24 protein-coding genes and 1 pseudogene are annotated in these 26,541 nt (G+C 71.2%); 17 read left to right on the top strand and 8 right to left on the bottom strand.

Going from position 1 to position 26,541, the window contains the following annotated elements; all coding sequences use genetic code 11:
- Positions 1-287 precede the first annotated feature (287 nt).
- Genes QMK24_RS02080 through QMK24_RS02045 form a run of 8 tightly spaced genes read left to right on the top strand, consistent with a single transcriptional unit; the run spans position 288 to position 10,056 of the window.
- Complete coding sequence (locus QMK24_RS02080) at positions 288-1,472, top strand: glycosyltransferase family 4 protein (protein ID WP_283463276.1); 1,185 nt, start codon at positions 288-290, stop codon at positions 1,470-1,472.
- Positions 1,469-2,962 carry a sugar transferase gene (locus tag QMK24_RS02075; RefSeq protein ID WP_283463275.1) on the top strand — a complete coding sequence of 498 codons (1,494 nt, stop codon included), beginning with the start codon at positions 1,469-1,471 and terminating at the stop codon, positions 2,960-2,962. Before QMK24_RS02080 ends, QMK24_RS02075 begins: the two co-directional genes overlap by 4 nt.
- Positions 2,959-4,428, top strand: coding sequence for an O-antigen ligase family protein (locus QMK24_RS02070; RefSeq protein ID WP_502962438.1), 1,470 nt, complete (start codon positions 2,959-2,961; stop codon positions 4,426-4,428). The genes QMK24_RS02075 and QMK24_RS02070 overlap by 4 nt, the downstream gene beginning before the upstream one ends.
- Positions 4,425-6,170 carry a lipid II flippase MurJ gene (locus tag QMK24_RS02065; protein ID WP_283463273.1) on the top strand — a complete coding sequence of 582 codons (1,746 nt, stop codon included), beginning with the start codon at positions 4,425-4,427 and terminating at the stop codon, positions 6,168-6,170. The genes QMK24_RS02070 and QMK24_RS02065 overlap by 4 nt, the downstream gene beginning before the upstream one ends.
- Complete coding sequence (locus QMK24_RS02060) at positions 6,160-7,044, top strand: polysaccharide deacetylase family protein (protein ID WP_502962426.1); 885 nt, start codon at positions 6,160-6,162, stop codon at positions 7,042-7,044. The genes QMK24_RS02065 and QMK24_RS02060 overlap by 11 nt, the downstream gene beginning before the upstream one ends.
- Positions 7,041-8,192 carry a glycosyltransferase gene (locus QMK24_RS02055; RefSeq protein ID WP_283463272.1) on the top strand — a complete coding sequence of 384 codons (1,152 nt, stop codon included), beginning with the start codon at positions 7,041-7,043 and terminating at the stop codon, positions 8,190-8,192. Before QMK24_RS02060 ends, QMK24_RS02055 begins: the two co-directional genes overlap by 4 nt.
- A 20-nt stretch (positions 8,193-8,212) precedes the next feature.
- The gene (locus QMK24_RS02050; protein ID WP_283463271.1) at positions 8,213-8,875 is read left to right on the top strand and encodes a YveK family protein; all 663 of its coding nucleotides are present in this window, start codon (positions 8,213-8,215) and stop codon (positions 8,873-8,875) included.
- Positions 8,875-10,056 (top strand): GNAT family N-acetyltransferase, encoded by a 1,182-nt coding sequence (locus tag QMK24_RS02045; RefSeq protein ID WP_283463270.1) that lies wholly within the window; start codon positions 8,875-8,877, stop codon positions 10,054-10,056. The genes QMK24_RS02050 and QMK24_RS02045 overlap by 1 nt, the downstream gene beginning before the upstream one ends.
- Before the next feature lie 61 nt (positions 10,057-10,117).
- Here QMK24_RS02045 and QMK24_RS02040 read toward each other — a convergent pair whose 3' ends face one another.
- From QMK24_RS02040 to QMK24_RS02030, 3 genes and pseudogenes are all read right to left on the bottom strand, one after another.
- On the bottom strand, positions 10,118-10,885 hold the full coding sequence (locus QMK24_RS02040; protein ID WP_283463269.1) for a hypothetical protein: 768 nt from the start codon (positions 10,883-10,885) through the stop codon (positions 10,118-10,120).
- Positions 10,886-11,248: 363 nt separating this feature from the next.
- Positions 11,249-11,659: a rodlin gene (locus tag QMK24_RS02035; RefSeq protein WP_283463268.1), complete on the bottom strand. Its 411-nt coding sequence runs from the start codon at positions 11,657-11,659 to the stop codon at positions 11,249-11,251.
- 547 nt (positions 11,660-12,206) lie between these two features.
- Positions 12,207-13,400: pseudogene (locus QMK24_RS02030) on the bottom strand (glycoside hydrolase family 26 protein); the annotation flags it as partial.
- Between the two features lie 473 nt (positions 13,401-13,873).
- Between QMK24_RS02030 and QMK24_RS02025 the strand changes: the two are divergent.
- Positions 13,874-14,353, top strand: a complete 480-nt coding sequence (locus QMK24_RS02025; RefSeq protein ID WP_283463266.1) for a tyrosinase family oxidase copper chaperone — start codon at positions 13,874-13,876, stop codon at positions 14,351-14,353.
- Between the two features lie 20 nt (positions 14,354-14,373).
- Positions 14,374-15,243, top strand: a complete 870-nt coding sequence (locus QMK24_RS02020; RefSeq protein WP_283463265.1) for a tyrosinase family protein — start codon at positions 14,374-14,376, stop codon at positions 15,241-15,243.
- A 100-nt stretch (positions 15,244-15,343) separates the two neighbouring features.
- On the opposite strand, the gene QMK24_RS02015 is transcribed toward QMK24_RS02020, so the two are convergent.
- On the bottom strand, positions 15,344-15,601 hold the full coding sequence (locus QMK24_RS02015; RefSeq protein ID WP_283463264.1) for a chaplin: 258 nt from the start codon (positions 15,599-15,601) through the stop codon (positions 15,344-15,346).
- A 328-nt stretch (positions 15,602-15,929) separates the two neighbouring features.
- Here QMK24_RS02015 and QMK24_RS02010 point away from each other — a divergent pair, with 328 nt between their 5' ends.
- Positions 15,930-16,433 carry a DUF5949 family protein gene (locus QMK24_RS02010; RefSeq protein ID WP_283463263.1) on the top strand — a complete coding sequence of 168 codons (504 nt, stop codon included), beginning with the start codon at positions 15,930-15,932 and terminating at the stop codon, positions 16,431-16,433.
- A gap of 155 nt (positions 16,434-16,588) precedes the next feature.
- Here the strand turns inward: QMK24_RS02010 and QMK24_RS02005 are convergent, their stop codons facing one another.
- Entirely contained in the window at positions 16,589-17,482 is an 894-nt protein-coding gene (locus QMK24_RS02005; protein ID WP_502962427.1) for an RNA polymerase sigma factor SigF, read from the bottom strand.
- 267 nt (positions 17,483-17,749) lie between these two features.
- On the opposite strand from QMK24_RS02005, the gene QMK24_RS02000 reads away from it, so the two are divergent.
- Positions 17,750-18,856: a TolB family protein gene (locus tag QMK24_RS02000; RefSeq protein ID WP_283463261.1), complete on the top strand. Its 1,107-nt coding sequence runs from the start codon at positions 17,750-17,752 to the stop codon at positions 18,854-18,856.
- On the opposite strand, the gene QMK24_RS01995 is transcribed toward QMK24_RS02000, so the two are convergent.
- Positions 18,844-19,413 carry a hypothetical protein gene (locus tag QMK24_RS01995; RefSeq protein ID WP_283463260.1) on the bottom strand — a complete coding sequence of 190 codons (570 nt, stop codon included), beginning with the start codon at positions 19,411-19,413 and terminating at the stop codon, positions 18,844-18,846. The genes QMK24_RS02000 and QMK24_RS01995 overlap by 13 nt on opposite strands.
- Positions 19,414-19,589: 176 nt before the next feature.
- Entirely contained in the window at positions 19,590-19,997 is a 408-nt protein-coding gene (locus tag QMK24_RS01990) for a DUF6344 domain-containing protein (protein ID WP_283463259.1), read from the bottom strand.
- A 329-nt stretch (positions 19,998-20,326) separates the two neighbouring features.
- Between QMK24_RS01990 and QMK24_RS01985 the strand changes: the two genes are divergently transcribed.
- Both QMK24_RS01985 and QMK24_RS01980 read left to right on the top strand, forming a co-directional pair.
- Positions 20,327-21,481, top strand: coding sequence for a magnesium and cobalt transport protein CorA (locus tag QMK24_RS01985; RefSeq protein WP_283463258.1), 1,155 nt, complete (start codon positions 20,327-20,329; stop codon positions 21,479-21,481).
- A 96-nt stretch (positions 21,482-21,577) separates the two neighbouring features.
- Complete coding sequence (locus QMK24_RS01980) at positions 21,578-22,912, top strand: hypothetical protein (protein ID WP_283463257.1); 1,335 nt, start codon at positions 21,578-21,580, stop codon at positions 22,910-22,912.
- Here QMK24_RS01980 and QMK24_RS01975 read toward each other — a convergent pair.
- On the bottom strand, positions 22,873-25,011 hold the full coding sequence (locus tag QMK24_RS01975) for a SpoIIE family protein phosphatase (RefSeq protein WP_283463394.1): 2,139 nt from the start codon (positions 25,009-25,011) through the stop codon (positions 22,873-22,875). The two genes, QMK24_RS01980 and QMK24_RS01975, sit on opposite strands and share 40 nt — an antisense overlap.
- A 258-nt stretch (positions 25,012-25,269) precedes the next feature.
- Here QMK24_RS01975 and QMK24_RS01970 point away from each other — a divergent pair, with 258 nt between their 5' ends.
- Genes QMK24_RS01970 through QMK24_RS01960 form a run of 3 tightly spaced genes read left to right on the top strand, consistent with a single transcriptional unit; the run spans position 25,270 to position 26,341 of the window.
- On the top strand, positions 25,270-25,512 hold the full coding sequence (locus tag QMK24_RS01970) for a hypothetical protein (RefSeq protein WP_283463256.1): 243 nt from the start codon (positions 25,270-25,272) through the stop codon (positions 25,510-25,512).
- Entirely contained in the window at positions 25,509-25,934 is a 426-nt protein-coding gene (locus QMK24_RS01965) for a hypothetical protein (protein WP_283463255.1), read from the top strand. Before QMK24_RS01970 ends, QMK24_RS01965 begins: the two co-directional genes overlap by 4 nt.
- Positions 25,868-26,341 carry a YhjD/YihY/BrkB family envelope integrity protein gene (locus tag QMK24_RS01960; protein ID WP_502962428.1) on the top strand — a complete coding sequence of 158 codons (474 nt, stop codon included), beginning with the start codon at positions 25,868-25,870 and terminating at the stop codon, positions 26,339-26,341. Before QMK24_RS01965 ends, QMK24_RS01960 begins: the two co-directional genes overlap by 67 nt.
- Positions 26,342-26,541 lie beyond the last annotated feature (200 nt).

Raw genomic sequence — 26,541 nt, 5'->3', positions numbered from 1 at the left:
CGAACTCATTCGAAAGGCGAACGCGTCCCCAACAGGGAACAGAGGTTGATCAGTTGGTCATAACAATGTGCTGGAACGCAAGGTCGGCGCGTCTCACGTGATTTTCAGCCCGCAGTCTGTCACCGTGCATTCCTGCAGCTCCGAGCCCCAATTCGCGCCGGCGCTCGGACAAGGATTACCTGTCTGGCATCCCCTTCGTTGATACCGCGACAGGCCGCTGTTTTCGCGGCCGGGACAGGCAGCACACAACCGATTCTTCATGTCGCGGAGAGAGGGAACGGCGCGCGATGCCGCAACACCAGCAGGACCCCGGTCGGCTGACGGTGCTCCACCTGGTTCAGCCTGTCGACGGCGGGGTCGCGCGCGTCGTCACCGACCTGGTGCGTGCCCAGGTACGTGACGGGGTCCGCGCGGTCGTGGCCTGCCCTCCCGTCGGCGGTCTGGCCGCCGACGCGGCCGCCGTGGGCGCCGAGGTCGTGCCCTGGGCGGCCGGCCGTTCTCCCGGTCCCCGGCTTCCCCAGGAGATCCGGCACGCCGGCCGGCTGATCCGCCAGATCCGGCCGGACCTGGTCCACGCCCACAGTGCCAAGGCGGGCCTGGCGGGACGGCTGGCGGTACGCGGCCGCCTTCCTACGGTGTTCCAGCCCCACGCCTGGTCCTTCGAGGCGGTCGGCGGAGCGACCGCGCACGCGGCCCTGCGCTGGGAGCGATGGGCCGCGGGCTGGGCCACCAGGGTGCTCTGTGTGAGCGAGAGCGAACGGCGGACGGGGGAGAGCGCCGGGGTACGCGCCCGCTGGGCGGTCATCCCCAACGGCGTCGACCTCGACCGGTTCACTCCCCGGAGCGGAACGGAGGACCGGGCCCGCGATCTCCGCACGTCGCTCCCCGCCCTCTCCGGTCTGCCCCCGGCCGCCCCCCTGGTGGTCTGTGTGGGCCGGCTGTGTCCGCAGAAGGGCCAGGATCTGCTCCTGCGGGCCTGGCCGGAGATCACCGCCCGGCTTCCCGACGCGCGGCTGGTGCTGGTCGGCGACGGTCCCGACCGGGACCGGCTGCACCGGACCGCGCCCGAAGGGGTGTTGTTCGCCGGGGCCACGCGGGACTCCGTCCCCTGGTACCGGGCCGCCGATGTGGTGGTCCAGCCGTCCCGGTGGGAGGGGATGGCGCTGTCCCCGCTGGAGGCGATGGCCTGCGGCCGGCCCGTGGTGATGACGGATGTCAACGGCGCCCGGGAGAGCCTGCCGCCCGGTCAGGAACGCCACTGCCTCGTGCCGCCCGGCGATCGGGGCGCCCTCGTCCAGGCGCTGCTCGGTCTGCTGACCGACCCCGGCCTGCGCACCACGGTTGCCGGCCGGGCCCTCACCCATGTGCGCACGACCTACGACGTGCGGCGGACGACGACGTCGGTCGCCGACCTCTACCGCGACGTGCTCGATCTGTCGCACCCCGAGTGCAGGGAACGCATCACGCGATGACGACGGAGAGCGCAAGCACCCACCACCCGGCCCGGCACGTGACGCAGCCCCCGGTCGCGCCCGCCACGACCGCCCCGATCCCGCCACCCCAGACCGCCCCGATCTCGCCACCGCGACGGCCGACCGACCTCTCCACCCCGCCACTTCACCAGCCGATCCCCTTCCGCCACCGTGCGACCGGCCCGCTCATCGCCACCGACTGTGCGGCCGCCGCCTGCGTCCTGGCCTGCCACCCGGCCACTCCGGTACTGCTGCTCGGCCCGCTCCTGATGTTCCTGACGCTGCTGCACACCCACGCCGGGCTGTACCGCACGGGTCTCGACCCGGCGGCCCTCGACGAACTGCCCGCGCTGGCGGGGTGCGCGGCCCTGGCCTGGTGCGCCGCGGCCACCGCCCTCACCGCCGTCCGCCCGGAGCGGTCCCCCGGCTGGGGTGTGCTGCTCGCCGCCGTAGCCGCGACCAGCCTGCTGGCCTGCGCCGCCCGCGCGGTGATCTACCGCGTCCAGCGCTGGTCGGCGTGCCGTCATCCGCGCTCGACCCTGATCGTGGGGACGGGGCCGGCCGTCCACCAGATCGCCGACGCGCTGTTCGCGCACCCCGAGTACGGCATGCGGGCGGTCGGCGTGGTGCACGCCGACACCGGCACCACCACCGAATCGTCGCTGCCCGTGCTCACGTCCGCGGGGGGTGTGAACCGGGCGATCATCCAGAACTCGGTGCGCTACGCCGTGTTCACCGGAGCCGCTGCGGGCGACCGTGACACCCCCGGACTGGTCCGGCTGCTCGCCGCCCGTGGCTGTTGTCTGTGGCAGGTCAGGTCGGGGCCCGGGTCCAGCACCGGCGTGCGTTCCTCGTCCGGTCATCTGTGGGGTTTCGCCTGCTCCCGGCTCGACCCCTATCCGCGCCCCGGTGCCGCCTTGATGTCCAAGCGCGTCCTGGACGCCGTCCTCGCCTCCGTGGCCCTGGTCCCCGCCGCGCCGATCCTGGCGGCCTGTGCCCTCGCCGTCCGGCTGTCCGACGGCCCGGGGGTCCTCTTCCGCCAGGAACGGATCGGCCTGGCCGGACGGCCGTTCACCCTCCTGAAGTTCCGCACCCTGCGACCGAGCGACGAACGCGAATCAGCCACCCGGTGGAACGTCTCCGACGACCGGCGGATGAGCACGGTCGGCCACATTCTGCGCCGCACCTCCCTCGACGAGCTGCCGCAGCTGTGGAACGTCCTGCGGGGCGACATGAGCCTGGTCGGGCCGCGACCGGAACGCCCGTATTTCGTCCGCCAGTTCAGCCGGTCGTATCCCGGATACCAGGACCGGCACCGGATGCCCGTGGGCATCACCGGGCTCGCGCAGATCCACGGTCTGCGCGGCGACACCTCCATCGAGGACCGGGCCCGCTTCGACAACCACTACATCGAGAGCTGGTCGCTGTGGCAGGACATCCGGATCCTGTTGCTCACCGCGACGGCGCTCTTCCGATTCGGGGGGAGCTGAGCATGGCCGCCGGTATCCCGGGCACCCTCTCCCACCCCGGCCGGCGCCCGCGCGCGGTCAGCCTCGCGATCGGCCATGTCCTTCGTCAATGGGCTCGGCGTCAATGTGTATGGCGTCAATGGGCATGGCTGGGGCCGCTGTTGCCCGCGCTGGCGACCGTGCTGCTGCTCGCGGCCCCCATCGAGACGGGGGACGTGACCGCGTCGGGCAAGATCACCCCCGCCGACGCGGCCTCGGCGGTGCTGGTGGCCTTCTGCGCCGTCCGGGCCCTTCGCGACCGGGCCCGGCCCCTGACACGCGCGGCCGCCGTCATCCTTGGCGCACCCGTCGTCGCGGTCGCCATCGCCACCATCACCTCCGGTGACCCGGCGGCGAGCCTCGACGGATTCGTGCGGTACCTGCAGGTCTTCGTCCTCGTGCCCACCGCGCTGGTGCTCCTGCTGCGCGACCGCCGTGACTTCCTGGTGGTGGCCGGCTCCGTCGTCCTGCTCGCCCTGGTGCAGGGCGCGATCGGCGTCTACCAGTACGCGACGGGTACGGGTGCCTCGTACGTGGGCGAGAACATCCGCGCTGTGGGGACCTTCGGTCCTTCGGACGTGATGGGCATGGCCACGGTGGTCGCCTACGGGCTGATGATCGCCGTCGGCCTGGCCCTCGCCCCGGCCACGGCCGGCGCGCCGCGCTGGCTCCGGCCGGCCGCGCTGGGCTGCGCCGCCGCGCTCGTCGTCCCGCTGGTGGTGTCCTTCAGCCGCGGCACGTGGATCGCCACCGTGCTGGCGTGCACCGTGATGACCGTGCTGGCCGGATGGCGCCGGGCGGTACGGATCTTCGCGGTGACGGCCGCCGCGGGCGTGGTTCTGGTCGGGGGCGCGGGCGTGGGGTCCCAGCTGATCACCGACCGGGTCGCCAGCATCACGCGGGTGACCGACGCTCCCGACGCGTCGGTGACCGACCGGTACAGCCTGTGGGCCGCCGCCACCGGCATGTGGCGCGAGCAGCCGTTCACCGGCGTCGGTCTGAAGGGCTTCCCCGCCCACCGCGACGGGCATGCCGCGCTCAATCTGTCGTCCGGCAGTGACACCGCGGGTGCTGGCCAGCAGTTCAAGCTCGAACCCCTGCTGTCGCCGCACAACATGTATCTGCTCATCCTCAGCGAGCAGGGGCTGGTCGGCGTCACCCTGATCGTCGGCAGCTGGGCGGCCCTGCTGGTCGGCGGAGTGCGCCGGCTGACGGCCGCCCACCGCACCGGCCACGGTACCGACCGCGGGCTGATCGCGACCGCACTCCTGCTCTGGCAGTGCGTCGACTTCCTGTACTCCGACATCGGCGGCCCCTCCACCGTCCTGACCGCCCTGCTGTTCGGCCTGGCCGCCGCCTGGGCACTGCAGCCCGCGGCGGACGACGAGGGCACCTCGGTCACCTCAGTCACCTCGGGCGACGCGGGCGACCCGGTGGCCGCCCGATGACGGACACCGCGGCGCAGGCCGAGCCGCAGGCCGGGCCTGCCCCCCTCGGCGAACCGGCCGTCGTCGCCGGCCCGGGTACGGAGTCGCCCCGTCCCTCGGGCCTGGGCCGGGTGCTGGCCCGGGCCGCGGCCCTCACCGCCGCGCTCACCGCCGCCGGCTCCCTCCTGGGCCTGATCCGCGACCAGACGATCGCCCATCTGTTCGGCGCCGGTCCCGCCACCGACGCCTTCCTGGTGGCGTGGACGGTGCCGGAACTGTCCTCGACCGTTCTCATCGAGGACGGGATGGCCCTCCTGCTGATCCCGGCCTTCAGCCTGGCGCTGGCCCGGCGCGCCGCCGGGCGGCGACCCGACCCGGTCCGGGTGCTGCTGGCGACCACGCTGCCCCGGCTGCTGCTGGCCCTGGCCGCGGCGATGGCGCTGATCGAACTGGGCGCGCCCGCTCTGGTCCACATCATGGCGCCCGGCCTGACCGCGCCTCAGCTCGCGGTGGACTGCACCCGGCTGACCGCCGCCACCGTCCTGACGTTCGGCCTCACCGGATACTTCAGCGCCGCGCTGCGCGCCCACCGCCGGTTCATCCCCCCGGCGGCCATCTACGTCGCCTACAACGTCGGCATCATCGCCACCCTGCTGCTGCTCCACGCCCGCTGGGGGGTACGTGCCGCCGCCGCGGGCGTCGCGATGGGCGGCCTGCTGATGGTCCTCGTCCAGCTGCCCTCGTTCCTGCGCCAACTGCCACCGCGCACCTCGCGCGGACGGCACAGCGCGCGAGCCGTCGTTCCGGCTGCCATCACCCCGGACGCCGTCACGCCGCATACCGTCACGCCGCACGCCGTCTCGCCGGCCGCCATCTCGCCGGTCACCGAGGCGGCGGGCCCCGCGCCCCTGAGGTTCGCGCTGCTGGCTCCCGTGATCATCTTCAGCCTGAGCCGCCAGACCCAGGTCCTGATCGAGCGATTCTTCGCCGCCTCGCTTCCGGCCGGCGCCATCTCGCATCTGAACTACGCGCAGAAGGTGGCCCAGTTGCCGATGGTGCTCTCGCTGATGATCTGCACCGTCACCTTCCCGGTCGTGGCCCAGGCCCTGGCCGCCGGCGAACCCGAGAAGGCCAGGCGCCGGGTGGAACGCGATCTGACGCTGGCCGGCATCGTGGTGCTCCTGGGCACCGCCTTCGTCATCGCCTGCGCTCCGCAGATCATCGAACTGCTCTTCCAGCGCGGGGTCTTCGACGCGGCGGACACCGCGGCGACGGCGTCCGTCATGCGGGTCTACGCACTGGGCCTGCTCGGCCAGAGCCTGGTGGGAGCCCTGGTCCGGCCGTTCTTCTCGGCCGCCCGGCCCACTTGGTACCCGGCCGCCGCCATGGCCGTCGGACTGCTGATCACCATCACCGCGGGGGCCGCCACCGTCGGGTACTGGGGCATCTACGGCATCGCCGGCGCCAACGCCGCCGGTATCACCACCACCGCCGTGCTGCTGCTGCGCGGCCTCGGCGCCCAGCCGATCGCCATCAGGCCCCGCCAGGTCGCGGCGGGTATCGGCCGGCTCATCGTGGCCGCCGCGGCCGCCACCGCGGCCGGCTGGGCGACCGCATCCGCCTTACCCGACCCGCTCCTGAGCACCGCTGTCTGCTGCCTCGTCGTACCGGCCGCCTTCACCGCGGCGGCCGCCGCCGTACAGGTGCCGGAAGTCCCGCACCTGCTCGCCACCGTGAAACGAAAGCTCCCCCATGTCCGCTGATATCGCGCCTGCCCGCGTCCCTTCGCACCGCGCTTCCGTGCGCCGCGCACTTTCCGGTCGGAGCCTGCAGGCGCCGCCCTGGGTGCTGATGTACCACTCGGTCGGGGACTGCACCGACGATCCGTACCAGGTCACCGTCACCCCCGACCGGCTCGACCACCAGCTGAGCTGGCTGGACCGCCGCGACCTGACCGGGGTGAGCATGTCCGAACTGCTGCGCGCCCGCGCGGCCGGACGCGGACACCGGCTGGTCGGGCTGACCTTCGACGACGGCTACACCGATTTCCTGGAGCACGCGGTACCGCTGCTGCGCCGCCACGCCCACACCGCCACGGTCTTCGTCCTGCCCGGCCGCCTCGGCGGAGTCAACGCCTGGGACGTGCTGGGGCCGCGCAAACCGCTGCTGACCGAGTGCGCTATCCGCGCCGTGGCCGCCGCCGGCATGGAGATCGGCTCCCACGGCCTGGTCCACCAGGACCTGACGGCCCTCGACGATGACGACGCGCTGGCAGCCGAGGTGCGCGGCAGCCGCGACCTGCTCCACGAGATCACCGGCAGCGCTCCCGCGGGCTTCTGCTACCCGTACGGCAAGCTGGACGCCCGCACCGTCGACGCCGTTCGCGCGGCCGGTTACCAGTACGGCTGCGCCGTCGGCCCGGGCCCGCTGAACGGGCCGCACGCGCTGCCCCGCGCCTACATCGGGGAGCGCGACACCGCGGGGCGACTCCACCTCAAGCACCTGCTGCACCGGCTGCCCCGCCGCCGGCTCTCCCCCGCGGCCGGTCCCGTCGAGCAGGTCGAAGTGCCGGACGCCCGTGACGCCGACACAGCGCACGACGCGCACGGCGAGCCGGACCGTCAGGACAGCCGGTGAAAGTCCTGCACATCATCACGGGGCTCGGCGTCGGCGGAGCCGAACAGCAGTTGCGCCTGCTGCTGCGGCATCTGCCGCTGTCCTGCGAGGTCATCACCCTCACCCATCCGGGCCCGGTCGCCGACGGCATCCGCGCCGACGGCACCCCCGTCACCCATCTGGGCATGACCGGCAACCGGGACCTCACCGCGCTGCCCCGGCTGACCCGGCTGATCCGCGCCGGACGCTACGACATCGTGCACACCCATCTCTACCGGGCCTGCGTCTACGGCCGTATCGCCGCCCGGCTGGCCGGGGTGCGCACCGTGGTCGCCACCGAACACTCCCTCGGCGACACCCTCATCGAAGGCCGCCCCCTCACTCGCGGCACCCGCGCCCTCTACCGGGGCACGGAGAAACTGGGCACCGCGACCGTCGCCGTCTCCGGCACCGTCGCCCAACGCCTGCGCGCCTGGGGCATCCCCGGGCCGCGTATCCATACGGTGCCCAACGGCATCGACGCCGGAGCCTTCCGCTTCGACGCCGCGGTCCGGGCCGCCACCCGAGCCCGGCTCGGCCTTCCCCCGGACGCCTTCGTGGTGGGCGGCGTCGGCCGGCTCGTGCCCGGCAAGCGCTTCGACCTGCTGGTCCGCGCGGTCGCCGACCGCCCAGGAGCCCGGCTGCTGCTGGCCGGTACGGGTCCCGAGCACGACGCCCTGCTGCGCCTGGCCGGCACGCTCGGCGCGGCCGACCGGATCCATCTGCCGGGCGCGGCCGAAGGCCCGGGCGACACCCGCGCGCAGAGCGGCGCCTGCGAGCGGGGCGACGGAGACGGCACGCCGGGCATCGCCGCCCTGCTCGCGGCCATGGACCTCTTCGTCTCCCCCTCCAATGAGGAGACCTTCGGGCTTGCCGTCCTCGAGGCCCTCGCCGCCGGACTGCCCGTCCTGTACGCCGCCTGCCCGGCGCTCGACGACCTGCCCCCCTCGCACGCACCCGGCGCGCGCCGCGTCAACGCCGACACCGGCGCCCTCGGATCCGCCCTGCGGCAGCACCAGGAGGCCGGACCGCACCGGCTGCCGGTGCCCGCCGCCGTGGGCCACTACGACATCGCCGGCACCGCCGACCGCCTGGCGGCCCTGTACGCACTCGCCGCCGCCCGGCCCTGACCCAGAGAAAGAGCGATCCCATGGACGAGACCCGAACCCACGCCCACAGCGCGCCGACCCGCCTGCGGGACGCGTCACGGCGCCTGCCCCGCTGGTGGCCGCTGCCGCTGTGCATCGGCCTCGGACTGGCCGGCGGCGCGGGATACGGCGTGGTCACCCCGCCGCAGTACTCCGCGACGAGCTACGTCATCGTCGTGCCGCAGCACTCCGACTCGTCCACCGCCCTGGGCTTCGCGCAGGCGTACGGGCGCGTCATCACCGGCTCGGCGGTGCTGACCGGCGCCCAGGAAGCGGCGGGGGTGCCGGTCTCCGCGCTGCGCACCAGCGTGCAGGCGGCCACCTCGCCCGACGCACCGATGATCGCGATCACCGGCACCGGTTCGCAGGCCGGGACCGCCGCCCGCATCGCCAACGCCGTGGCGAACTCGCTGGCCGCGACCGGTAATCAGAACGCCGCCAACACCGGTGTGCGGCTGCTGCTGTTCTCCCCGGCCGCCACGCCGTCCACCCCCGTCTCGCCCTCCACATCGCTCTCCGCCGCCGTCGGTGCCAGCGCCGGCGGGCTGCTCGGCGCGCTGATCCTCCTCGTCCGTCCCGGTGGCCGCGGACGCCGGGAGGCCGGCCACGCGGCCGTTCCCGCCCCGGCCCAGGGAATCCACCCGACGGTCAAGGAAATGGCCTGATGACCGGGGGCGACGCCGCTTCCGACGGTGGTCCTTCCGGCGACCGCGGCTCCGGCCTGTCCGTGACGATGTGCCGCGATCCGCTGCAGTTCGCCGGCCTGGCGGAGGAATGGGGGCGCCTGTACCGGCGCTGCCGGACCGCCACTTCCTTCCAGACCCATTCCTGGCTGCACTCCTGGTGGACGTCGTACGGCAGGCCCCGCCGGCTCCGTGTGCTCCTCGTCCGGCAGGCCGGTGAACTGATCGGCGCCGCCCCGCTGATGCTGGCCCACCGGCCACTGCCGGTCCTGGTGCCGCTGGGCGGCCGCATCACGGACTTCTCCGATGTGCTGCTCGACGACGGCGCCGCCGCGATCGCCGCCACCGCGATGGCCCGCGGGCTGCGCCGCGCGGCCCGCGGCGCGGTACTGGACCTGCGCGAGGTACGACCCGGCGCCGCGGCCGACCTCCTCTACGACTGCTGGCAGGGTCCGAAACGACGCCTGGCCGACTCCGTCTGCATGGAGCTGCCGGGTGCCCCCATCGATGAGCTGATCACCCGGATGTCCACATCCCGGGCGCAGCGCACCCGCGCCAAGGTGCGCAAGCTGGACTCCATGGGCATCGAGGAGCACGCCGTTCCCGAGCACGAGGTGCCCGCGGCCGTCGAGAACCTGCTGCGGCTCCACAAGCTGCAATGGGCGGGGCGCGGGGTGACCACCGAGCATGTCAGACCCCGTTTCGCCGACCATCTCAAGCGTGCCGCGCAGCACATGGTGGCCAGCGGCGACGCCCTCGTCACCGAGTACCGGATGAACGGCGAGGTGGTGGCCGCGGACCTCAAGATGCTCTCGCCCCAGCTGGTCGGCGGCTATCTCGTCGGCGCCGATCCGCGGCTGCGTACCACCAGGGTCGACGTCACCACCATGCTGCTCCGGCACGGTGCCGGCCACGCGGCCGGTGCCGGCATCGGCACGCTGAGCCTGCTGCGCGGCAACCACCCGGACAAGCTCCCCTGGTGCCCCGACATCACCGCCAACCAGCGCCTGCTGATGGCGGGGCCCATGCTCGCGCCGGCCCTGCAGCTCCAGGTGGCTCGGACCGCGGGCCGGGCCTGGCTCGTCCGGGTGGTGCTCCGCCACCTGCCGGTGGTGCGTACCTGGCGGTCGCGGCTGAACATCTGGCGGGCGGAGCGGATCTGAACACCACGACCCGCGGCGCGCATCCATCTGCGCGCCGCGGGTCGTTGAGGGCTCGATCGCGTCAGCCGGGGAGGCCGGGGACCGGGACCGGGAGGGGAACCGGGAGCGGCGGGAGGGGAACCGGGAGCGCCGGGAGGGGAACCGGGAGCGCCGGGAGCTTCGGGAGACCGGGCAGGTCCGGCACGGGCAGCCCACCGGACAGCACCGTGGCGACCACGACGTTGACCAGCCCCGTCACGACCTTCAGCGCGGCGCCGACAAGCGCCGTCGGGTCGCCGGACGTGGCGGCCTTCAGCAGGTCGTTGACGGCCGTCTGCAGAGCGGCCAACGCGTCGGCCTTGACGTCGGCCGCCCGCGGTGCCGAGGAGTCAGTGGCACTGACCCCGCGCAGCGGGAGTGCGGGCAGGGCGGGCGTCGCCGGAAGGGCAGGCGTCGCAGGAAGAGCCGACGTCGCCGGAAGGGCAGGCGTCGCAGGAAGAGCCGGCGTCGCAGGAAGAGCCGGCGTCGCGGGAAGAGCCGGCGCCACCTTGGCCGCGTCGATCGCGGTCTTGACCGCGGCGGCGTCCTTCGCGGCTGTATCCGGCGACAGCTTGGCGTCGGGGACGGCGAGCACGTGCTTGACCGCTTCCGTCACCGGTGTGAGGACACCGGCGATCTGGCCGAGAGATATGACCTGGGCCAGGAGAGCCGCGACGTCGGGCGCCGCCTGGGCGGAATTTCCTGCGGGGGGGACCTCGGGGGCGGAGAATGCCGGTCCGGCGGCGCCGAACGCGAGGGTGCCGATGAGGGCGGACGAGACGAGCACGCCGGTGATCCGGTGGGTGCGCATGAAAATGAATTCCCTTCAGTGAGCAGACGGGTACTCCACTACCGTCGAAAGCCGGCGACTCGGCCGCAACTTGTCAAGTGGAGAGACCCGTGCGTGCTGCTCCCTCTGTGAACTGGGGTTTTCCGTTCCCACGGGGATGTGCCGCAGCCGGATTCCAGAGGGCCGTTAGGGTGCTGCCCGGCGGCGAACCGCCGCTGTGCACAGCAAATTGGACTCGTGCGGCCGGTACGGGGCGATTGACAGCCGCCGTGTGAGCCAACCGGGTGCCCGGGAAGGGTGAACGGGAAGCCTGAAGGTGTCAGGGAACATGACTGTGGCCGCGTACTCGGTACGCGGCCACAGCATGCGGTGAAGGGTCGGCTGTCAGTTGTTGTTCTGGCCGTTCCCGGACGCCACCGGGATCTGGCTCAGGATGTGCGAGAGCGGCTCGTCACCCTTGATCTGGGCGGAGTTCTCCGTGCACTGCTGGTTCTGCGGCGACGACAGGACATTGATGTCCTGGACCGTGATCGGAACCACGCCGACGAGCGAGCCGACGTTCGCCTTGACGGGCAGGCCCACACACGGCTTGTTGAGCGTGCCCTGCACCAGGCCGACCTGGGGGCTCATCTCGCCGCCGGTGTAGGTGTTGCCGTAGTTCTGCTCGGAGCCGTTGCCGTCGTGCGTGGAGGTTCCTTTGTCGTTACCGATGGCCAGCGCCTGCGGGGAAGCCACGGCGGAGAGACCGACGATGGAAACGGCAACTGCTGCACTGGCCATGAACTTCTTAAGCACGGTTCGCCCTTCTTGAAAGCTATGTTCCTGTCACTGATAGCGAACTGATCAACTGTCCAATTCTGGTTTGGTTCCGCGATTTCACCCCACTGGCCCAACCGGTGACCCACGCGGTACGCCCGGCGGCCTGCCGCCGGGCGTACCGCGTGTCCGGTCAGACCTTCTTGGGCGCCTTCCACTCGATGCGGAAGCACATCCGGCCGCTGCCGAACTGACGCTTGAATTCCTCGCTCATGTCGAGAGGGAGACAGGCTTCCGCGGGAGCGGCGGCCAGGGATGTGGCGAGCGTCGGGGCGGCGCTGAAGGCCCCGGACGGCACCACGGTGCAGGTGAAGCCGGCTGCTTGCACCGGTGCGCAGGTCGGACCGACCGCCGGGACGGCCACCGGCACCGGCACCGGCACCGGCTTCACCGCCGGGGCGGGACTCGTGCCCGGCGCCGGACTCAGGCCCGGAGCGGGCGCCGGGGTGACGGCGGGCACCGGCGCGACGGTCGGTGTCACCGTGGGTGCCACCGTCGGCATCGGGGACACCGTGGGCGTCGGAGAGACCGTCGGCATAGCACTGCCCGTCGGCGTCGGCGTGACGGCTGGATTCGGCGTCGCGCCCGGCGTCGCGCCCGGGGACGCCGTCGGGGTCGGCGTCGTGGGGACCGGCATCGGCGTCGGGACCGGCTTCGGCGTAGGCTCCGGCTTCGGTTCGATGCGGTTGAAGTTCAGCGCGCGGAACACCTTCGACGATTTCGGGTTCTCCGTGCACTGCCACACACCGTGCGGGCAGTAGTCCGTCAGGGTCTGGTAGACCGGCCGGTGATCAGTGATCCACTGGAGCATCATCCGCATGTAGTCCGGGTTGTCGCCGTTCCGGAAGAGCCCCCACTCCGGATAGGAGACCGGCTTCTTGTGCTCCGCCGCGAAATCCACGTGCGCCTGGAGACCGAACGGCTGCTCGACCTGGTCGTAGAACGAGTCGCCCGGCGGCTGGTCGTACGAGTCCATGCCGATGATGTCCACGACGGAGTCACCGGGATAGCACGCCGTCCATCCGATCGCGTCCTCGCCGCGGTTCGGTGTGAAGTCGAACCGGAACCGCTGTCCGGGGACGGCGCGCATGGCGGCCACGATGCGGTTCCAGTACGCCTTCCAGGACGTGGGATCGGGACCGCAGCGGTGGGTGTACGTGGTGCCGTTCATCTCCCAGCCCAGGACGATGACGGTGTCGGGCACGTTCAGAGCGACCAGCCGCTCGGCCAGCTTGGTGAAGTGGCCGTCGAACGCGCCAGACGCTCCCGAGTGCAGCAGATCCCGCACCTCGTCGTCGGAGACATGCTGCTCGTTGCGCTCCTGCATCGGCACGTTGAGGACGAACTGCCGGTCCGCGTCGGCGCGCTTCCACTTGGCCCACGGCTGCAGCAGCTCGGGATCGCCCTCGATGTTGGACCAGCTCTCACCGGGGAGATAGGTGTGGCCCACCTTGAGGTTGGTGCCGCCCAGCCAGTTCTCCAGGTCGGAGATGCGCTGCACGCCATCGGCGCCGGAGGACGTGAACGCCCCCATGGGTGCGTACCCCGCGGAGCCGCCCGTCCTGTCGGGTCCGGGGAATGCCGGCTTCGGCGTCGGATCGGTGCTGTCCGACGTATTGCGGATCTCGACCTCGGCGGCATGGGTCATTCCGAACATGAGCAGGACGGCGGTGACCGCTCCGACACATGTACCGGTCAGCCTCTGGCGTCGGTGGGCCATCTCTGCTCCTCCTGCGACGTTACCGAACCGAAGCACGCTCCCCGGACGGTAATTCAGAAAGTATTGCCAGCCGGGCAGTACAGCGCCTTCTGATAGTCCATTAGGAAACCTGTGCAGGTCCGGACCGCCGGAGAATCCTTCGGACCGTCAGATCGAGTGATGTCCTGGATCCGGTTGACCGCCGCGCGGTATTGGGGCGAATCCGCCTTCGTTACGGGTCGGGGGCAAACGCCACCCGCACGGAGGAGTTCCGTACTCCGGCTGCCGGGAATTGCCGGTGCCTCGCGGCGGGAGCGGGATGATGGGCCGGAGGTGACGGACGTTCAGGGCCGCGCGCCGGGGTAGCAGCCGAACAATGCGGCCGCCCCTGAAGTGGCGGTATCGAGCGCGCCGAGCCGCGTTATATGGCGCATAGTCAGATATATCCGACGGCACGGTCCGGCCCTCGCGGCCGATATCGAGGGGAGCTGAGCATGAGCGAGGCCAAGGAAAGCAGCGGCGGGAAAGCGCCGTCCTCCGTCACTCGGCGGAGGATGCTCAAGGCGGCGATCACCGCCGCCGTCACCGTCACGGGTACGACCGCGGCGCTCTATCCGATCCTCACGGCCAAACGGACCGAGGCCACCGGGACGCAGGGGACGGCCGGGGGTACCGGGGACGACCGCCCCCCGTCGGATCCGTCCGCCGGAGCGTTCGACGAGATCTACCGGGGCCGTCGTATTCGGGGCCTTCCCACGGGCACGGACGCGACCGCCGATGGCGCCACCGCGAAACCCGGTGTCGACATCCTCATCGACGGCAGGCCCCTCCATGTCATGCGCCGCGCGGACGGCAGCTATGTGAGCGTGGCGAACCACTACCAGTCGTTCGCCACACCGCTCGCCACAGCCCGCGGCGCGGTCGATGTGATCGGCGGCGCTCAGCTGTCACTGGCCACTTCCTACCACCACTGACCGGAGAAGGACCGATACCGGTGTACATCCGCAAGAACCAGAAGAACCTCACCAGCTCCCAGAAGAAGAGATTCGTCAATGCGGTGCTGGCACTCAAATCGAACGGCGCCTACGACGATTTCGTCCGCCTGCACGGTCAGTACTACGTCTCCGACGGAGACACCGGGCTCCGGGTCGGCCATATGGCGCCTTCGTTCTTCCCATGGCACCGCCGGCTGCTCCTGGAATTCGAACGCTCATTGCAATCCGTGGATCCGGGGGTCACCGTGCCCTACTGGGACTGGACGCGGGACAGCTCACCGTCCTCCTCGCTGTGGGCGAAGGATTTCATGGGCGGCAACGGCCGTTCGAGCGATGGACAGGTCCTGACCGGCCCCTTCGCGTATTCCAACGGATACTGGCCGATCACCAACGGAGTCACGGATGAGAAGTATCTGACCCGGCAGTTCGGCCGCCCCGACCGCCCCATCGCGCTGCCCACGAAGAGCGAACTGGCCAAGGCCATCGAGAACCCGGTCTACGACGCCTCCCCCTGGAATTCCACCGCCTCCACCGCGGGCTTTCGCAACAAGTTCGAGGGCTGGACGGTCAGCGAGCGGCAGGGCGGCTATATCCACAACCGGGTCCATCAGTGGGTCGGCGGCCACATGACGGGCGCCACCTCGCCCAACGACCCGGTCTTCTGGCTCCACCACGCCTTCGTCGACCTCATCTGGATCCGCTGGCAGCGCAAGCATCCGAAGTCGGGCTATCTGCCGGCCAAGCCGCTGGCCCACTCCGACCAGGAGCACGGACGGGTCGTCAGCCTCCATGAGCCCATGCCGCCGTGGAACGCGAAGCCGTCCGACCACCTCGACACCCGGGGCGTCTACCGGTACGAGGAGAACTGACGCGCCGTAGGGCGGACGTACGAGTGCGGCCTCCCGCGAAGGCATCGCGGGAGGCCGCACCACTCATAGGGGTGTTCTCCCCGTACCGGAGGAACCGGGATTACCAGCCGTCGTGGCCCGAGACGTTCTCGCAGTGGTTGCCGAACGCCGGGTTCAGGAGCCCGATCACGTTGACGGAGTTGCCGCAGACGTTGACGGGCACGTGGACGGGCACCTGGACCAGGTTGCCGGACAGGACGCCGGGGGAACCGACAGCCGCACCATGGGCGGTGGCGTCGGCGACGGCCATGCCGGCGCCGCCGGCCAGGACGGCACCGGCCGCGGCGGTGATGGCTGCTGCCTTGGCGATACGCGACATCGAAATCTCCTTGATGATGAAATCCAGCCGCAGAGCCTGCGGCATTGACGCCCTGCGCAACGCGTATGCGGGTCGCATGGTCACGCAGGTTGAGCTGAACTGGTGAACTTTCAGCGGGCGAGGCGGCCCCTACACCGAATACACCGAAGGCTCCGAAGCGATGACGCTCCGGAGCCTTCGCGCGGGGGTGATGCGCCCTGTCCAACGACCACCGGTTCGGCCGGTCACGGGCAGTTGGCACCGTTCGGCGGGTTTAGAGAGCGGAACTCGCCCTCACAGGTGACACGCGGGCGCGGCCGGGCGCGGCCCGCCGTTACAGTCCGTTGCCATGAGTCAGACCAGCACCGCTCCCGACATCACCCGGCAGCGCCAGATGGGCACCCTCGCGGTGATCCCCTGGGCCGGCGAACACCTCGAGGACGAAAAGGACATCGCGTTCCTCCTAGCCTATTCCCTCGGTGACGGGGAGGACGGACCGGAGGCGGCGGAGGAGGCCATCAGGACGGTGCTCGAGGAGGTCGGGCTGCCGATCGGCGGGACCATCCTCGACATCGCCCAGGTGCCCCGGGTTCCGGTGAAGCTCCTTGTCGAGGGCGGCCAGGCCGTGTTGACCATGCCGTATCTGCATGCGTCGTGCCCCGCTCCCGACCAGTGGGTGGACGCAGCCCGCGAGCGCGGCATGGTGTATTTCATGTTCGCCACCCGGCCGTGGCCGCAGGCGACACCGGGGAAGGCGATCAGCGAGGAAGAGCTCAAGGCCTTCGCCGGGGACGAAGCGATGCTGACCACCTCCGCCCACTGCTTCCTGCCCGTCGGGTCCCTCAAGGCGTGACCACGACCGCGCCCCGGTGCCGCCGCGCCTTCACGCGTGCGGCACCGGGGCGCGGGTCATGACGCCCGGTGCATCACGCCCGTGCATCACGCCCGGTCCATCACGCCCGTGCATCACGCCCGGTCCATCACGCCTGGTGCATCACGTCTGGTGCATCACGTCTGGGTGAGCAGCCCGGCGCGCAGGCGGCTGAGCGTCCGGGTCAAAAGCCGGGAGACGTGCATCTGCGAGACCCCGAGTTCAGCGCCGATCTCCGACTGCGTCATCTCCTGCCCGAAGCGCATCCGCAGGATCCGGCGGTCACGTTCGTCGAGTTCGTTCATCAGCGGCTTGAGGGCCTGCAGGTTCTCCACGGCCTCCATGCCCGGGTCGTCCGCGCCGAGACGGTCGGCGAACGAGCTGCCCGCGGGCTCCTCGCTGTTCTCACCGGCGGGGATGTCCAGGGATCCGGCGGTGTAGCCGTTGCTGGCCACCAGCCCCTCGTTCACCTCTTCCGGGGTCAGGTCCAGGTAATCGGCCAGTTCCCCGGTCGTCGGGGACCGGTCCATGCGCTGGGCCAGCGCGTCCCTGGCCTGCGCCAGCGCGATCCGTCGCTCCTGGAGGCTCCGCGGTACATGCACGGCCCAGCTGGTGTCCCGGAAGAACCGCTTGATCTCACCGGTGATGTACGGGATGGCGAAGGTGGTGAACTCCACCTCGCGCGACAGGTCGAACCGGTCGATCGCCTTGATCAGGCCGATCGTCCCCACCTGAACGATGTCCTCCATGTCCTCCGACCGGTTGCGGAACCGGCCGGCGGCGAACCTGACCAGAGACAGGTTCAGTTCGATCAGGGTGTTCCGCGCGTACTGGTACTCGCTCGACCCCTCGTCCAGAACCCGGAGCCGGTCGAAGAAGAGCTTCGACACCGCCCGCGCGTCCTTCGGCGCGACCTTGCCCGCGTCCTCGATCCAGGGCAGCTCTCCGACCGACGATTCACAACCAGCCGCCTTCGGGACATCAACCACAGCCAGGCGGGTCGAGTTCACAAGAGCTGTCATGTTCCTCATTCTCCCAGGAGCAACCGGCAATAGCACCCGCCTTCCCCGGCACATCGAACCCACACCCTCCCGCGGGCTTCGCGCGGGCTACCGACAGCTGTTGCACGTCCGTGACAGCCGTCACACAGGGCGCGGACGTTGGGTGGGCATCCTCCTCCCATCGCATAGAGCGGCAACCAGTCGAACGGGTGAAGACCCAGGGGACGGCGGCGCGGCTCCGCGAACGCGAACCGTCGCGTAGCACGCCATCGTCAACATCCCTGGGGGGAACCAACTATGTCCGCTCGCACCCGCAGAAGCACCGCCGCCGCCATCGCCCTCACCGCCACTCTCACCGCCGGCACCGCGGCGCTGCTCACCGGATGCGGCCCTACGTCCGGCCATGCGGCCGTCACCACACCGCCCACCACGACCGGCACTCCGGGCAGCAGCGCTTCCGCCACCCCGACCGGTGGCGCGACGCCGACCGCCGCTCCGACCACCAGCGCCTCCGCCGCTCCGACCGGCGGATCCACCCCGGCCGGCACGGCCACTCCGGACGGCAGCGCGCCGGCCGCGGCCCTGAACGGCACCGCGAACAGCAGGCTGACCATCAGCAACGGCACCCGGTACGTGCTGATGAACGGCGGCTCGGTCGACTTCGGCACCGCCGTCAGCGACCTGGCCTGGTCACCGGACGGCCGCAAGGCGGCGTTCATCGACGGGGCGGGCAACCTCGCCGTCTCCAACCCCAACGGCACCGGCCGCGTCACCATCGCCAGGAACCCGGGCGGACAGACCTGGTCGCACCCCACCTGGCAGGTGACGGGGTACAACTCCATCAAGGAGATGTCCGAGCGGAACAACCTCCAGTTCGCCGTCCGCAAGCACGGCGTCTCCCAGCTGGACACCGTGCCCGCCACCGCCGTCAACGGGACACCGAAGACGCTGCACCTGGGAGGGGAGCCCGGCGACAACACGGACCCCATCCCCCAGACCGGCAACGTATGGCCGAGTGCGGGCGGCACCCACGGCAGTTCCGTCTACGCGAACGCCGACAACGGTGAGGTCTACATCCGCGACGACTACCTCCGTCAGATGGGCTTCATGCTCGCCCCCGGCTCCGAGCCCGCGATGTCGCAGACCGACAACCAGGAGATCGCCTTCGTCCGCTCGGTCGGCGGACACGACCACCTGTTCCTGGAGGACAGGTCCAACAGCGGGCCCGTCATCAAGGATCTGACCCCGAACGCCACCACCGACTACACCGAGCCCGCCTGGTCCCCCGACGGCACCACCATCGCCGCCAGGACCCCCGCCGGCATCGTCACGCTCTTCACCAAGGGCTCCGCCGCGCCGAAGCTGGTCTCCACGTACCACGGCCTGCCGGCCTACCGGGGCTGATCCCGCCCGGCGAGTTCGGCGCGCAGCTCGTCGAAGTGCGCGTCGGACGTGTCGTGCGGCAGGAACTCCACCACGTCGAGGAACCGGAACAGCACCTGCGTACCGGTGATCGCGAACTCGTAGTCGCCGAAGCCCACCACCGCGCCCATCGCGCCCCGGACAGCGCCCCGGACGACGTGCTCCGTCATGTCGTCCGGCTGCTGCGCAGACAGACCGCGGCGCGCGTTCGGACGGGCCAGGTACGGGCAGACCATCGAGGCGTACAGCATGCAGGCCCGGTGTCCAGGACCCTCCAGGGTCGCGGCGAGATTGCGGTACGGCCGCCCGGCGGCCAGTGCCTCACCGATCGCGGCACTCTCCGCGGCTCCCACCACCCGCCACACCGTGCCCTGGGGCATCACCGTGTCGCAGACCGAACACCGGCGCATGCGCGCGCAGTCGGCGCTGCGCCCGTAGTCGGTGAGCGCGAACTGCGGCTCGTCCCCTGCCCACGGGGTGATGGCCGGAACGGGATAGCCGCGGCTGTCACGCGGCCTGGCCCGGACGGTCGACGGCATCGGGACTGTCTCAAAGCGCACGGCCCATGCCTACCAGGCGTGCGTGCTGCGCGCCACACGCGGGTTCCCTGAGCGGGAACGGGCGGGCGCCGCAGAAGAATAGGGGGCTGAGAACGTCGCTGGTTCGGGCGATGGTTCAGGCGGTTCGGTTCAGGCGGTTCGGTTCAGGCGGTGGTTCAGACCGCGCACGGAACGCGGTTGAAACGATCGGCCGTCGGCACCAGCGCGGCGGCGGAGAGGAGATCGCCGGCGGGGGAGGCGAGCCTCATGTCGCCGATGTCGGCGGTCCGCTGCCGGGATACGGGCGAGGCGCCGTGGGCCTCGGCGCGGATGCGCTGCTTGATCGTGGGCGGCAGGGACCGCTCACGCGGCGGCGCGCCGCCCGCGAGCGGTGCGGTCCGTGCGGCACCCGCCGGTCGCACGGGCTCGTCGGCCGGGCGCCGCGCGGCCGGGACCTGGGCCGGGCCGATGAGCCGCAGCGAGGTGAGGAGCCGGGCGAGAACGGTGATGAAGACGGCCCACATCTTCGCGACCCTGGTGGTTGCGGTGATGGTGTTGCTTACGGTGCTTGCTGTGGTGGTCACGGCCCCTCGCTTTCGATCGGTTCGGCTGCGTATGTCCCTCATCATGTGGACGGGCCGCAGAGATCGAGGGACCCGCGCCGTTTTTCGTATGAACACCACTCGGACGGGTCAGTCACAAGAATTCAGGGCGTCCACGGGGCTCCGACGAACCGGCTCCGTGGCACAGGATCCGACGGCCATCGCCACCTGGAGCCGGCGGAAGACCCAGTCCCCGACCCGCTCCGGGACCCGCCTGGACCCGCATCCGCCAGCTACCGTGTAACCGCAGGAAGTGGCCGTAGCGTGATGCCGGCCCGAGCAGATCCCGTTCCGCCAGGAAAGAGCCCGTCATGTCGGACCGGCGTCCCCGCGCACTGCGCCCGCACAAGCGAGACCAGCACCACCCGGCCGCGGAGACGGCACCGGAGCACTCGATGGAGCCCCGGCACCCGGCGGGAGAGGGGACGGACCCGTCGTCCGTGGAGAGCAGCGTCATCGACGCGGCGCTCTACCGTGACGGCCGTCGTATCGACACCCCGGCAACCCTCACCGAGGCCTACCGGAAGCTGCCCGACACACCGGACGCCATGGCCTGGATCGGCCTCTACCGTCCGGCTGAGGACCAACTGCTGGCCGCGGCGGCGGCGTTCGGGCTGCACGAACTGGCCGTCGAGGACGCCGTCGTCGCCCATCAGCGGCCCAAGCTGGAGCGTTACGGCGACACGCTCTTCGTCGTCCTGCGCGCCGCCCGCTACCTCGACGACTCGGAGGAGGTCGACTTCGGCGAGATCCACCTCTTCGTCGGCCCCGACTTCGTCCTCACCGTCCGGCACAGCCAGTCCCCGGACCTCTCGGCCGTACGGGCCCGCCTCGAAGCCGATCCCGAGCTGCTGCGGCTGGGTCCTGAGGCCGTGCTCTACGCCGTGCTCGACTCGGTCGTCGACGGCTACGCACCCGTCATCGCGGGCCTGCAGAACGACATCGACGAGATCGAGACCGAGGTCTTCGGCGGCGACCCCAAGGTCTCGCGGCGCATCTACGAGCTGTCCCGCGAGGTCGTCGAGTTCCAGCGCGCCACCCGCCCGCTGCTGACCATCCTCAGCGCCCTGGCCGCAGGGTTCGAGAAGTACGGCATCGACCAGGAGCTGCGGCGCTATCTGCGCGACGTCGACGACCACGCCACGACCGTCGTCGAGCGCGTGGACGGCTTCCGGCAGATGATCGCCGACATCCTCGCCGTCAACGCCACCTTGGTGACCCAGGCCCAGAACGAGGAGATGAAGCAGCTGGCCGAGGCGAGCAACGCCCAGAACGACGAGATCAAGAAGATCTCGTCGTGGGCCGCCATCCTCTTCGCGCCGACCCTCATCGGCACGGTCTACGGCATGAACTTCGAGAGAATGCCCGAGCTGAAATGGATGTTCGGGTATCCCTTCGCCGTCGGGCTGATGGGCGTGGTCTGCGTGGGGCTGTACATGGTCTTCAAGCGCCGCAACTGGCTCTGACGCCGTCACTCGTACGCCCGCACAGCGCGCCGCCTGCCCTGGGCTGGTCTTCCCTGGGGGAACAGGACCGGCTGTTCGGCGTAGGAGGCGTGAGGCATGGATCTCGGAGCCGACGAGCGCGCCGAACTGGCCGCGCTGCGGTCGCGGGTCGCGAACCTGCAGGACACACAGGGAGCCGGGCGGTCCGTGCCGGGCGGACGGCGGCACCGGCTGCGATCGTTCTGCTCGGCGCTGCTGATCGTGCTCGGCTGTGTGCTGGTGCCACCGGCCGCGCTGGCGGTGTGGACGAGCGCCACGATCGGCGACACCGACCGGTACCTCGCGACGGTGGCGCCGCTCGCCGCGAACCCCGATGTCCGGGCCGCGGTCACCAACCGGGTCACCGACGCCGTCGTCGAGCACCTCGACATCGGCACCCTCCTGCAGCAGGTGGCCCCGGGCGACCGCCCCCGGCTCGAGTTCGCGCTGGGCGCCCTGAGCGGCCCGCTCACCAGCGGGCTCAAGGACCTCGTGCGCGATGTCGTGCAGAGGTTCGTGGCGAGCGACGCCTTCGAAACGGTCTGGACCGAGGTGAACCGCACGTCGCACGCCACGATGAACAAGGCGCTCACCGGCAGCGGCGGCGGCGCCGTACAGCTCACGGGCGGCACCGTGACGATCGATATGGCCCCGGTGGTAGAGCAGGTCAAACAGCGGCTGGTCGACCGGGGACTGACCGTCGCGGGCAGTATCCCGGCGGTGCACACCGACTTCACGGTGCTGGAGTCCGACGACATCGGCAGGGCGAGGACCGGCTTCCGGGTGCTCCAGATCATGGGCGGATGGCTGCCGCTCGCCGCCGTCCTGCCGGCCGCCGCCGGCGTGCTGCTCGCCGGCCGCAGGCGCCGCGCGCTGATCGGCGCGGCACTCGGCTTCGCGGCCGCGGCCGTCGTCCTGGGCATCGGCCTCACGGTCTTCCGTGCGGTCTATCTCGACGCGCTGCCCTCCTCCGTCTCCCCGGCCGCCGCAAGGGCGGTCTACGAGGCGTTGATCCGGTTCCTGCGAAGCACCGTCCGGATGGTCCTCGTCCTCGGCGTCGTGGTCGCCCTCGGCAGCTGGATCTGCGGGCCAGGCCGCTGGGCGGTGCGCGCCCGCTCCATGTGGACGTCGGGCATCGGCGCCGCTCGCGACGTGACGGGGCTGCGCACCGGACCGGTCGGCGACGGGGTGCACCGTCTCAAGACCTGGCTCAACTGGGGTGTCGTCGCAGCCGCGGCGGTCGCGCTGCTGCTGTGGAACCGCCCCACCGGCATGGTGGTCTGGTGGCTGGCGCTGGCGGTCGTCGGCGTCCTGGCCGTCATCGAGTTCCTCGACGACCGGAACGACCGGAACGACCGGAACGGCTCGAAGGATCAGGACGACGCCGTCCCGCCCGTCCCCGCCTCCGGCTGATCCCCGCTCCTCGGAGGCCAACGGAACTCGGCCCAGACGGACTTGCCCTCCCCGCGCGGCTCTACACCCCAGCGGGTGGCGAGGGAGTCGATGAGCAGCAGACCGCGGCCGGAGGTCGCCGACTCGCCCGGGGTCCTGCGCCGGGGCCAGACGCTGGAGCGGTCCTGGACGGCTAGCCGGACCTGGCGCGGGTCCTGCCGCTGCGGCGCGGGAAGGATCTCCAAGGTCATCACGGCGCCGCCCTCGGTGTGCAGCAGCACGTTGGTGAGCAGCTCCCCGGCCACCAGTTCCACATCGTCGACCAGCCCCGACGCTCCCCAGTCGTAAAGCGCCTGGCGCAGCACGGCGCGCGCCTCGGCCAGCCCTTCGGGGTCCGCCTGGTGGATGTACTGGTGGATGCGCGGGGCGTGGGCGGTGCCGGGGTCGGGCGCGCGGCGCAGCAGGAGCAGCGCCATGTCGTCCTCCGCGCCGGGCCGGGCCCACAGCCCGTCGGACAGGTGGTCGGCGAGCGCGGCGGCGCCGTGCGGTCCGCGCCGTACGGCGTCAGCGAGTTCGTCCATGCCCTCGCCGATGTCCTTGCCCGGCTGTTCGACGAGCCCGTCGGTGCAGAGCAGGAGGGTCTCCCCTGGCACCAGGTCCAGCCGGGTCTCCGGGTACTCGTGGTCGTTGAAGTGGGTCGCAAGCCCCAGCGGGAGACCGCCGCGGACGTTGGGCCAGCCGGTGCGTCCGTCGGTGTGGCGGATCAGCGGACCGAGATGGCCGGCGCGTACCACCCGTACATCGCCGGTGACCAGGTCGGCCTGGGCGTAGATGCAGGTCGCGAAGCGTTCGGTGTCGAGTTCCGCGAGGAACTGCGAGGCGCGGGCGAGCACGGTGGACGGGGCGTGGCCCTCGGCGGCGTAGGCGCGCAGCACGATACGGAGCTGGCCCATCATGGCCGCCGCGTGGGTGTCGTGGCCCTCGACATCGCCGACGACGACGCCGATGCGGCCCTGCGGCAGCGGGATGACGTCGTACCAGTCGCCGCCGACCTCCCGGCCGCTCCAGGCCGCGTGGTAGCGCACGGCGATCTCACCGCCGGTGACCTCGGGGATCCGGCGCGGCAGCATGGAGGCCTGCAGGCCGGTGGCGAACTCGCGCTCCTGGTCGAAGAGCATGGCGCGCTGCAGTGACTGGGCGACGATGCCCGCCAGGGCCAGGCACAGATTGCGGTCCTCGGCGGTGAAGTGGGTGCGGTCCCGGTAGAACAGGCCGAGCGCACCGATCGAGTGCGCCTGGGCGACGAGCGGGAGGAAGGCCGCCGCCTCGATGCGCAGGTCCTTGACGAGGGGGCGCAGCCGGGGGTAGCGGTCGGCGAGTTCCTTCAGGGAGGCGAAGAAGCGCGGGCGCTGGGTCACGACGACTTCCGCCGTCGGCATGTTGTCGTCGATCCGGTCCCGCGGCAGGGCGTCCAGGACCTCCATCGAACGGCCGGTCAGCGCGAGGACCCGCAGCATGCTGCCCTCGACCATGCTCAGTACGAGGCCGTCGGCGCCGAACCGTTCCAGCCCGCCGCTGCCGGTCAGGACAGCGGTGACGTCGTCCACGGTGACGGCCCGCGACAGGGCCTGGGTGGTCCGTTCCACCATGGAGGTCTGGCGCTTGCGGTCCTCCTCCCGGGTGCGCAGCAAGGTGGAGTGCGCCAGTTCCGAGGTGGCGTCGCGGACGATGCCGATGACGCGCTCGGGCCTGCCCTGGTCGTCGCGCAGGATGCGGCCCTGGGTGTGGGTCCAGCGCGGTGTGCCGTCCCGGCAGTGCACCTGGAAGTACATGCCGTACGAGGAGTCCCGGGCGTGCACGGCGCGGCTGACGGCGGCGTCGAGCCGGGCGGCGTCCTCGGTGGTCACCCGGCTGGACAGGCATTCGGGCCGGCCGGTGAACTCCTCGGGCAGCAGGTCGAAGACCTCCAGCCCTGCCGCGTCCAGCTCCAGGGTGCCGAGCCTGAGGTTCCAGTCGAAACTGCCCATGTGGTTGAGGGCGAGGCGTTCGGCCGGACCGCTCCGGGGCGTGGCGGTGTCCGGAGGCTCACCGCGGTCCCGCGGCCGGTCCTGTTCGGGCATGTTCATGCTCCCGGGCGTCGCGGTTCCGGCCGGTCAACCCGACAAGCCTGGTTCCGGGTCTGGGTCGCCAGCATAACTTTGAGAAGATTTGTCCGCACTCAGACCGCACTCAGACCGCACTCGGGCCGTGCTGCGTCCGGCCTCCAACGGCCCAACGCGGCGGCTCCCGGCAGGACAGCGGGACCCGGGCCCCACAGGCTGGTGCGAGGAGCCGCGAACTACCGCTGCCGCCCGCCATACGCCCGGAAGGGACCCGTCATGACCGCAGCCGGTGGGCTCGCCCTCATCATCATCGGGGCGATCCTGAGATACGCGATCACCTGGCATCCCCGGGGGATCGACCTCGGGATCCTCGGCAACATCTGCATGCTCGGCGGAGCCGCCGGGCTCCTCATCGGCGTGCTGCTGGCGTTCACCCGCCGCCGGCGCCCCTCCCAGCACCGTTACGACACCGAGCGCGTCTACGAGCAGCGGTATTACGAGGACCCCCCGCGCCCGTGATCATCAAGCGGGTCCTGCGCGGGGCGCCCTTCCTCGGGCGCCTCGTCCACCAGCTCACCGCGGTGAACGTCCTGGACTGTGCCACCCGGCTCGCCGCTCAGGCGTTCCTCACCGCCCTGCCCGCCCTGTTCGTCATCGCGGCGTTCGCGCCCCAGGCGGTCCGCGACCAGCTCGTCTCCTCGCTGCGCACCGTCCTCGGACTGCAGAACGGCGCGCTGGACCAGGTCAGAGCGGTCTACACCGCCGACGACACCGCTGACAAGAGCTCGACCGGCATCGTCGGCATCGTCGGCATCCTCGGCATCCTCGTCACGCTGCTCTCGGCGACGGCCTGCAGCCGCGCCCTGCAACGGATGTGCGAACGGGCCTGGCGGATGCCCAGGGCAGGCGTCCGGGTGATCGCCTGGCGCTGGGTCGCCTGACTGGCGGTCTGGTTCGCCTCGCTGCTCTTCCAGGGCCTGCTCCACGACGGCTTCGGCCTCAGCTGAAGCTCGGCGCCCCGTTGCAGCTGATCTCCGGAACGCTCCTGTGGTGGTGGACCCAGCGAATGCTGCTCGGCGCCCGGATCCCGTGGATGCCGCTGCTGCCGGGTTCGCTCGTCGTGGCGGCCGGCGTTCTGGGCGTCGCCGTGTGGTCGAAGATCTACATGCCGGGGGCCGTCGAACGCAGCCTGCAGGAGTTCGGGCCGTTCGGTTCGCTGTTCGTCCTGCTGACCTGGCTGACCGTCTTCTTCACCGTCGTCACGATCGGCATCAGCGTGGGATACGTCATCGCCCACGAGGAGCCGTTCGCCCGGCAGCTGAACACCCCGCCGGACCCGCGCCCGTAGATGTCATCGACGCCATGTAGACGACCTCCGATTGTCCCCTGAGCTGTCCGCCATGGGATCACCCGGTTTGTCCATTGCCGCATCCGGGACCGGACCAGGCGGCGGACGCCGTCGCGCGGGTGAGGGGCGGGCCCTCGTCCGGGCCCGCCCCTCACCCGTTCACCGCTACTCGTGAGGCGTTCGCCCGGCCCGCCTCTCCG

Origin of the sequence: Streptomyces sp. PH10-H1, from assembly GCF_030063355.1 — a bacterium.
In the GTDB taxonomy this organism is placed as follows: Bacteria; Actinomycetota; Actinomycetes; order Streptomycetales; family Streptomycetaceae; genus Actinacidiphila.
This window is presented reverse-complemented; position numbering and strand designations above follow the sequence as displayed.

What these genes read in the sequence shown, in the direction of transcription:
- QMK24_RS02060 (WP_502962426.1), top strand. Translation starts at nt 6,160, where the DNA reads ATGTCCGCTGATATCGCGCCTGCCCGCGTCCCTTCGCACCGCGCTTCC.
- QMK24_RS02005 (WP_502962427.1), bottom strand. Translation starts at nt 17,482, where the DNA reads ATGAGGAACATGACAGCTCTTGTGAACTCGACCCGCCTGGCTGTGGTT.
- QMK24_RS02050 (WP_283463271.1), top strand. Translation starts at nt 8,213, where the DNA reads ATGGACGAGACCCGAACCCACGCCCACAGCGCGCCGACCCGCCTGCGG.
- QMK24_RS01995 (WP_283463260.1), bottom strand. Translation starts at nt 19,413, where the DNA reads ATGCCGTCGACCGTCCGGGCCAGGCCGCGTGACAGCCGCGGCTATCCC.
- QMK24_RS02075 (WP_283463275.1), top strand. Translation starts at nt 1,469, where the DNA reads ATGACGACGGAGAGCGCAAGCACCCACCACCCGGCCCGGCACGTGACG.
- QMK24_RS01970 (WP_283463256.1), top strand. Translation starts at nt 25,270, where the DNA reads ATGACCGCAGCCGGTGGGCTCGCCCTCATCATCATCGGGGCGATCCTG.
- QMK24_RS01975 (WP_283463394.1), bottom strand. Translation starts at nt 25,011, where the DNA reads ATGCCCGAACAGGACCGGCCGCGGGACCGCGGTGAGCCTCCGGACACC.
- QMK24_RS02000 (WP_283463261.1), top strand. Translation starts at nt 17,750, where the DNA reads ATGTCCGCTCGCACCCGCAGAAGCACCGCCGCCGCCATCGCCCTCACC.
- QMK24_RS01980 (WP_283463257.1), top strand. Translation starts at nt 21,578, where the DNA reads ATGGATCTCGGAGCCGACGAGCGCGCCGAACTGGCCGCGCTGCGGTCG.
- QMK24_RS02045 (WP_283463270.1), top strand. Translation starts at nt 8,875, where the DNA reads ATGACCGGGGGCGACGCCGCTTCCGACGGTGGTCCTTCCGGCGACCGC.
- QMK24_RS02025 (WP_283463266.1), top strand. Translation starts at nt 13,874, where the DNA reads ATGAGCGAGGCCAAGGAAAGCAGCGGCGGGAAAGCGCCGTCCTCCGTC.
- QMK24_RS01985 (WP_283463258.1), top strand. Translation starts at nt 20,327, where the DNA reads ATGTCGGACCGGCGTCCCCGCGCACTGCGCCCGCACAAGCGAGACCAG.
- QMK24_RS02080 (WP_283463276.1), top strand. Translation starts at nt 288, where the DNA reads ATGCCGCAACACCAGCAGGACCCCGGTCGGCTGACGGTGCTCCACCTG.
- QMK24_RS02040 (WP_283463269.1), bottom strand. Translation starts at nt 10,885, where the DNA reads ATGCGCACCCACCGGATCACCGGCGTGCTCGTCTCGTCCGCCCTCATC.
- QMK24_RS02010 (WP_283463263.1), top strand. Translation starts at nt 15,930, where the DNA reads ATGAGTCAGACCAGCACCGCTCCCGACATCACCCGGCAGCGCCAGATG.
- QMK24_RS02015 (WP_283463264.1), bottom strand. Translation starts at nt 15,601, where the DNA reads ATGTCGCGTATCGCCAAGGCAGCAGCCATCACCGCCGCGGCCGGTGCC.
- QMK24_RS02065 (WP_283463273.1), top strand. Translation starts at nt 4,425, where the DNA reads ATGACGGACACCGCGGCGCAGGCCGAGCCGCAGGCCGGGCCTGCCCCC.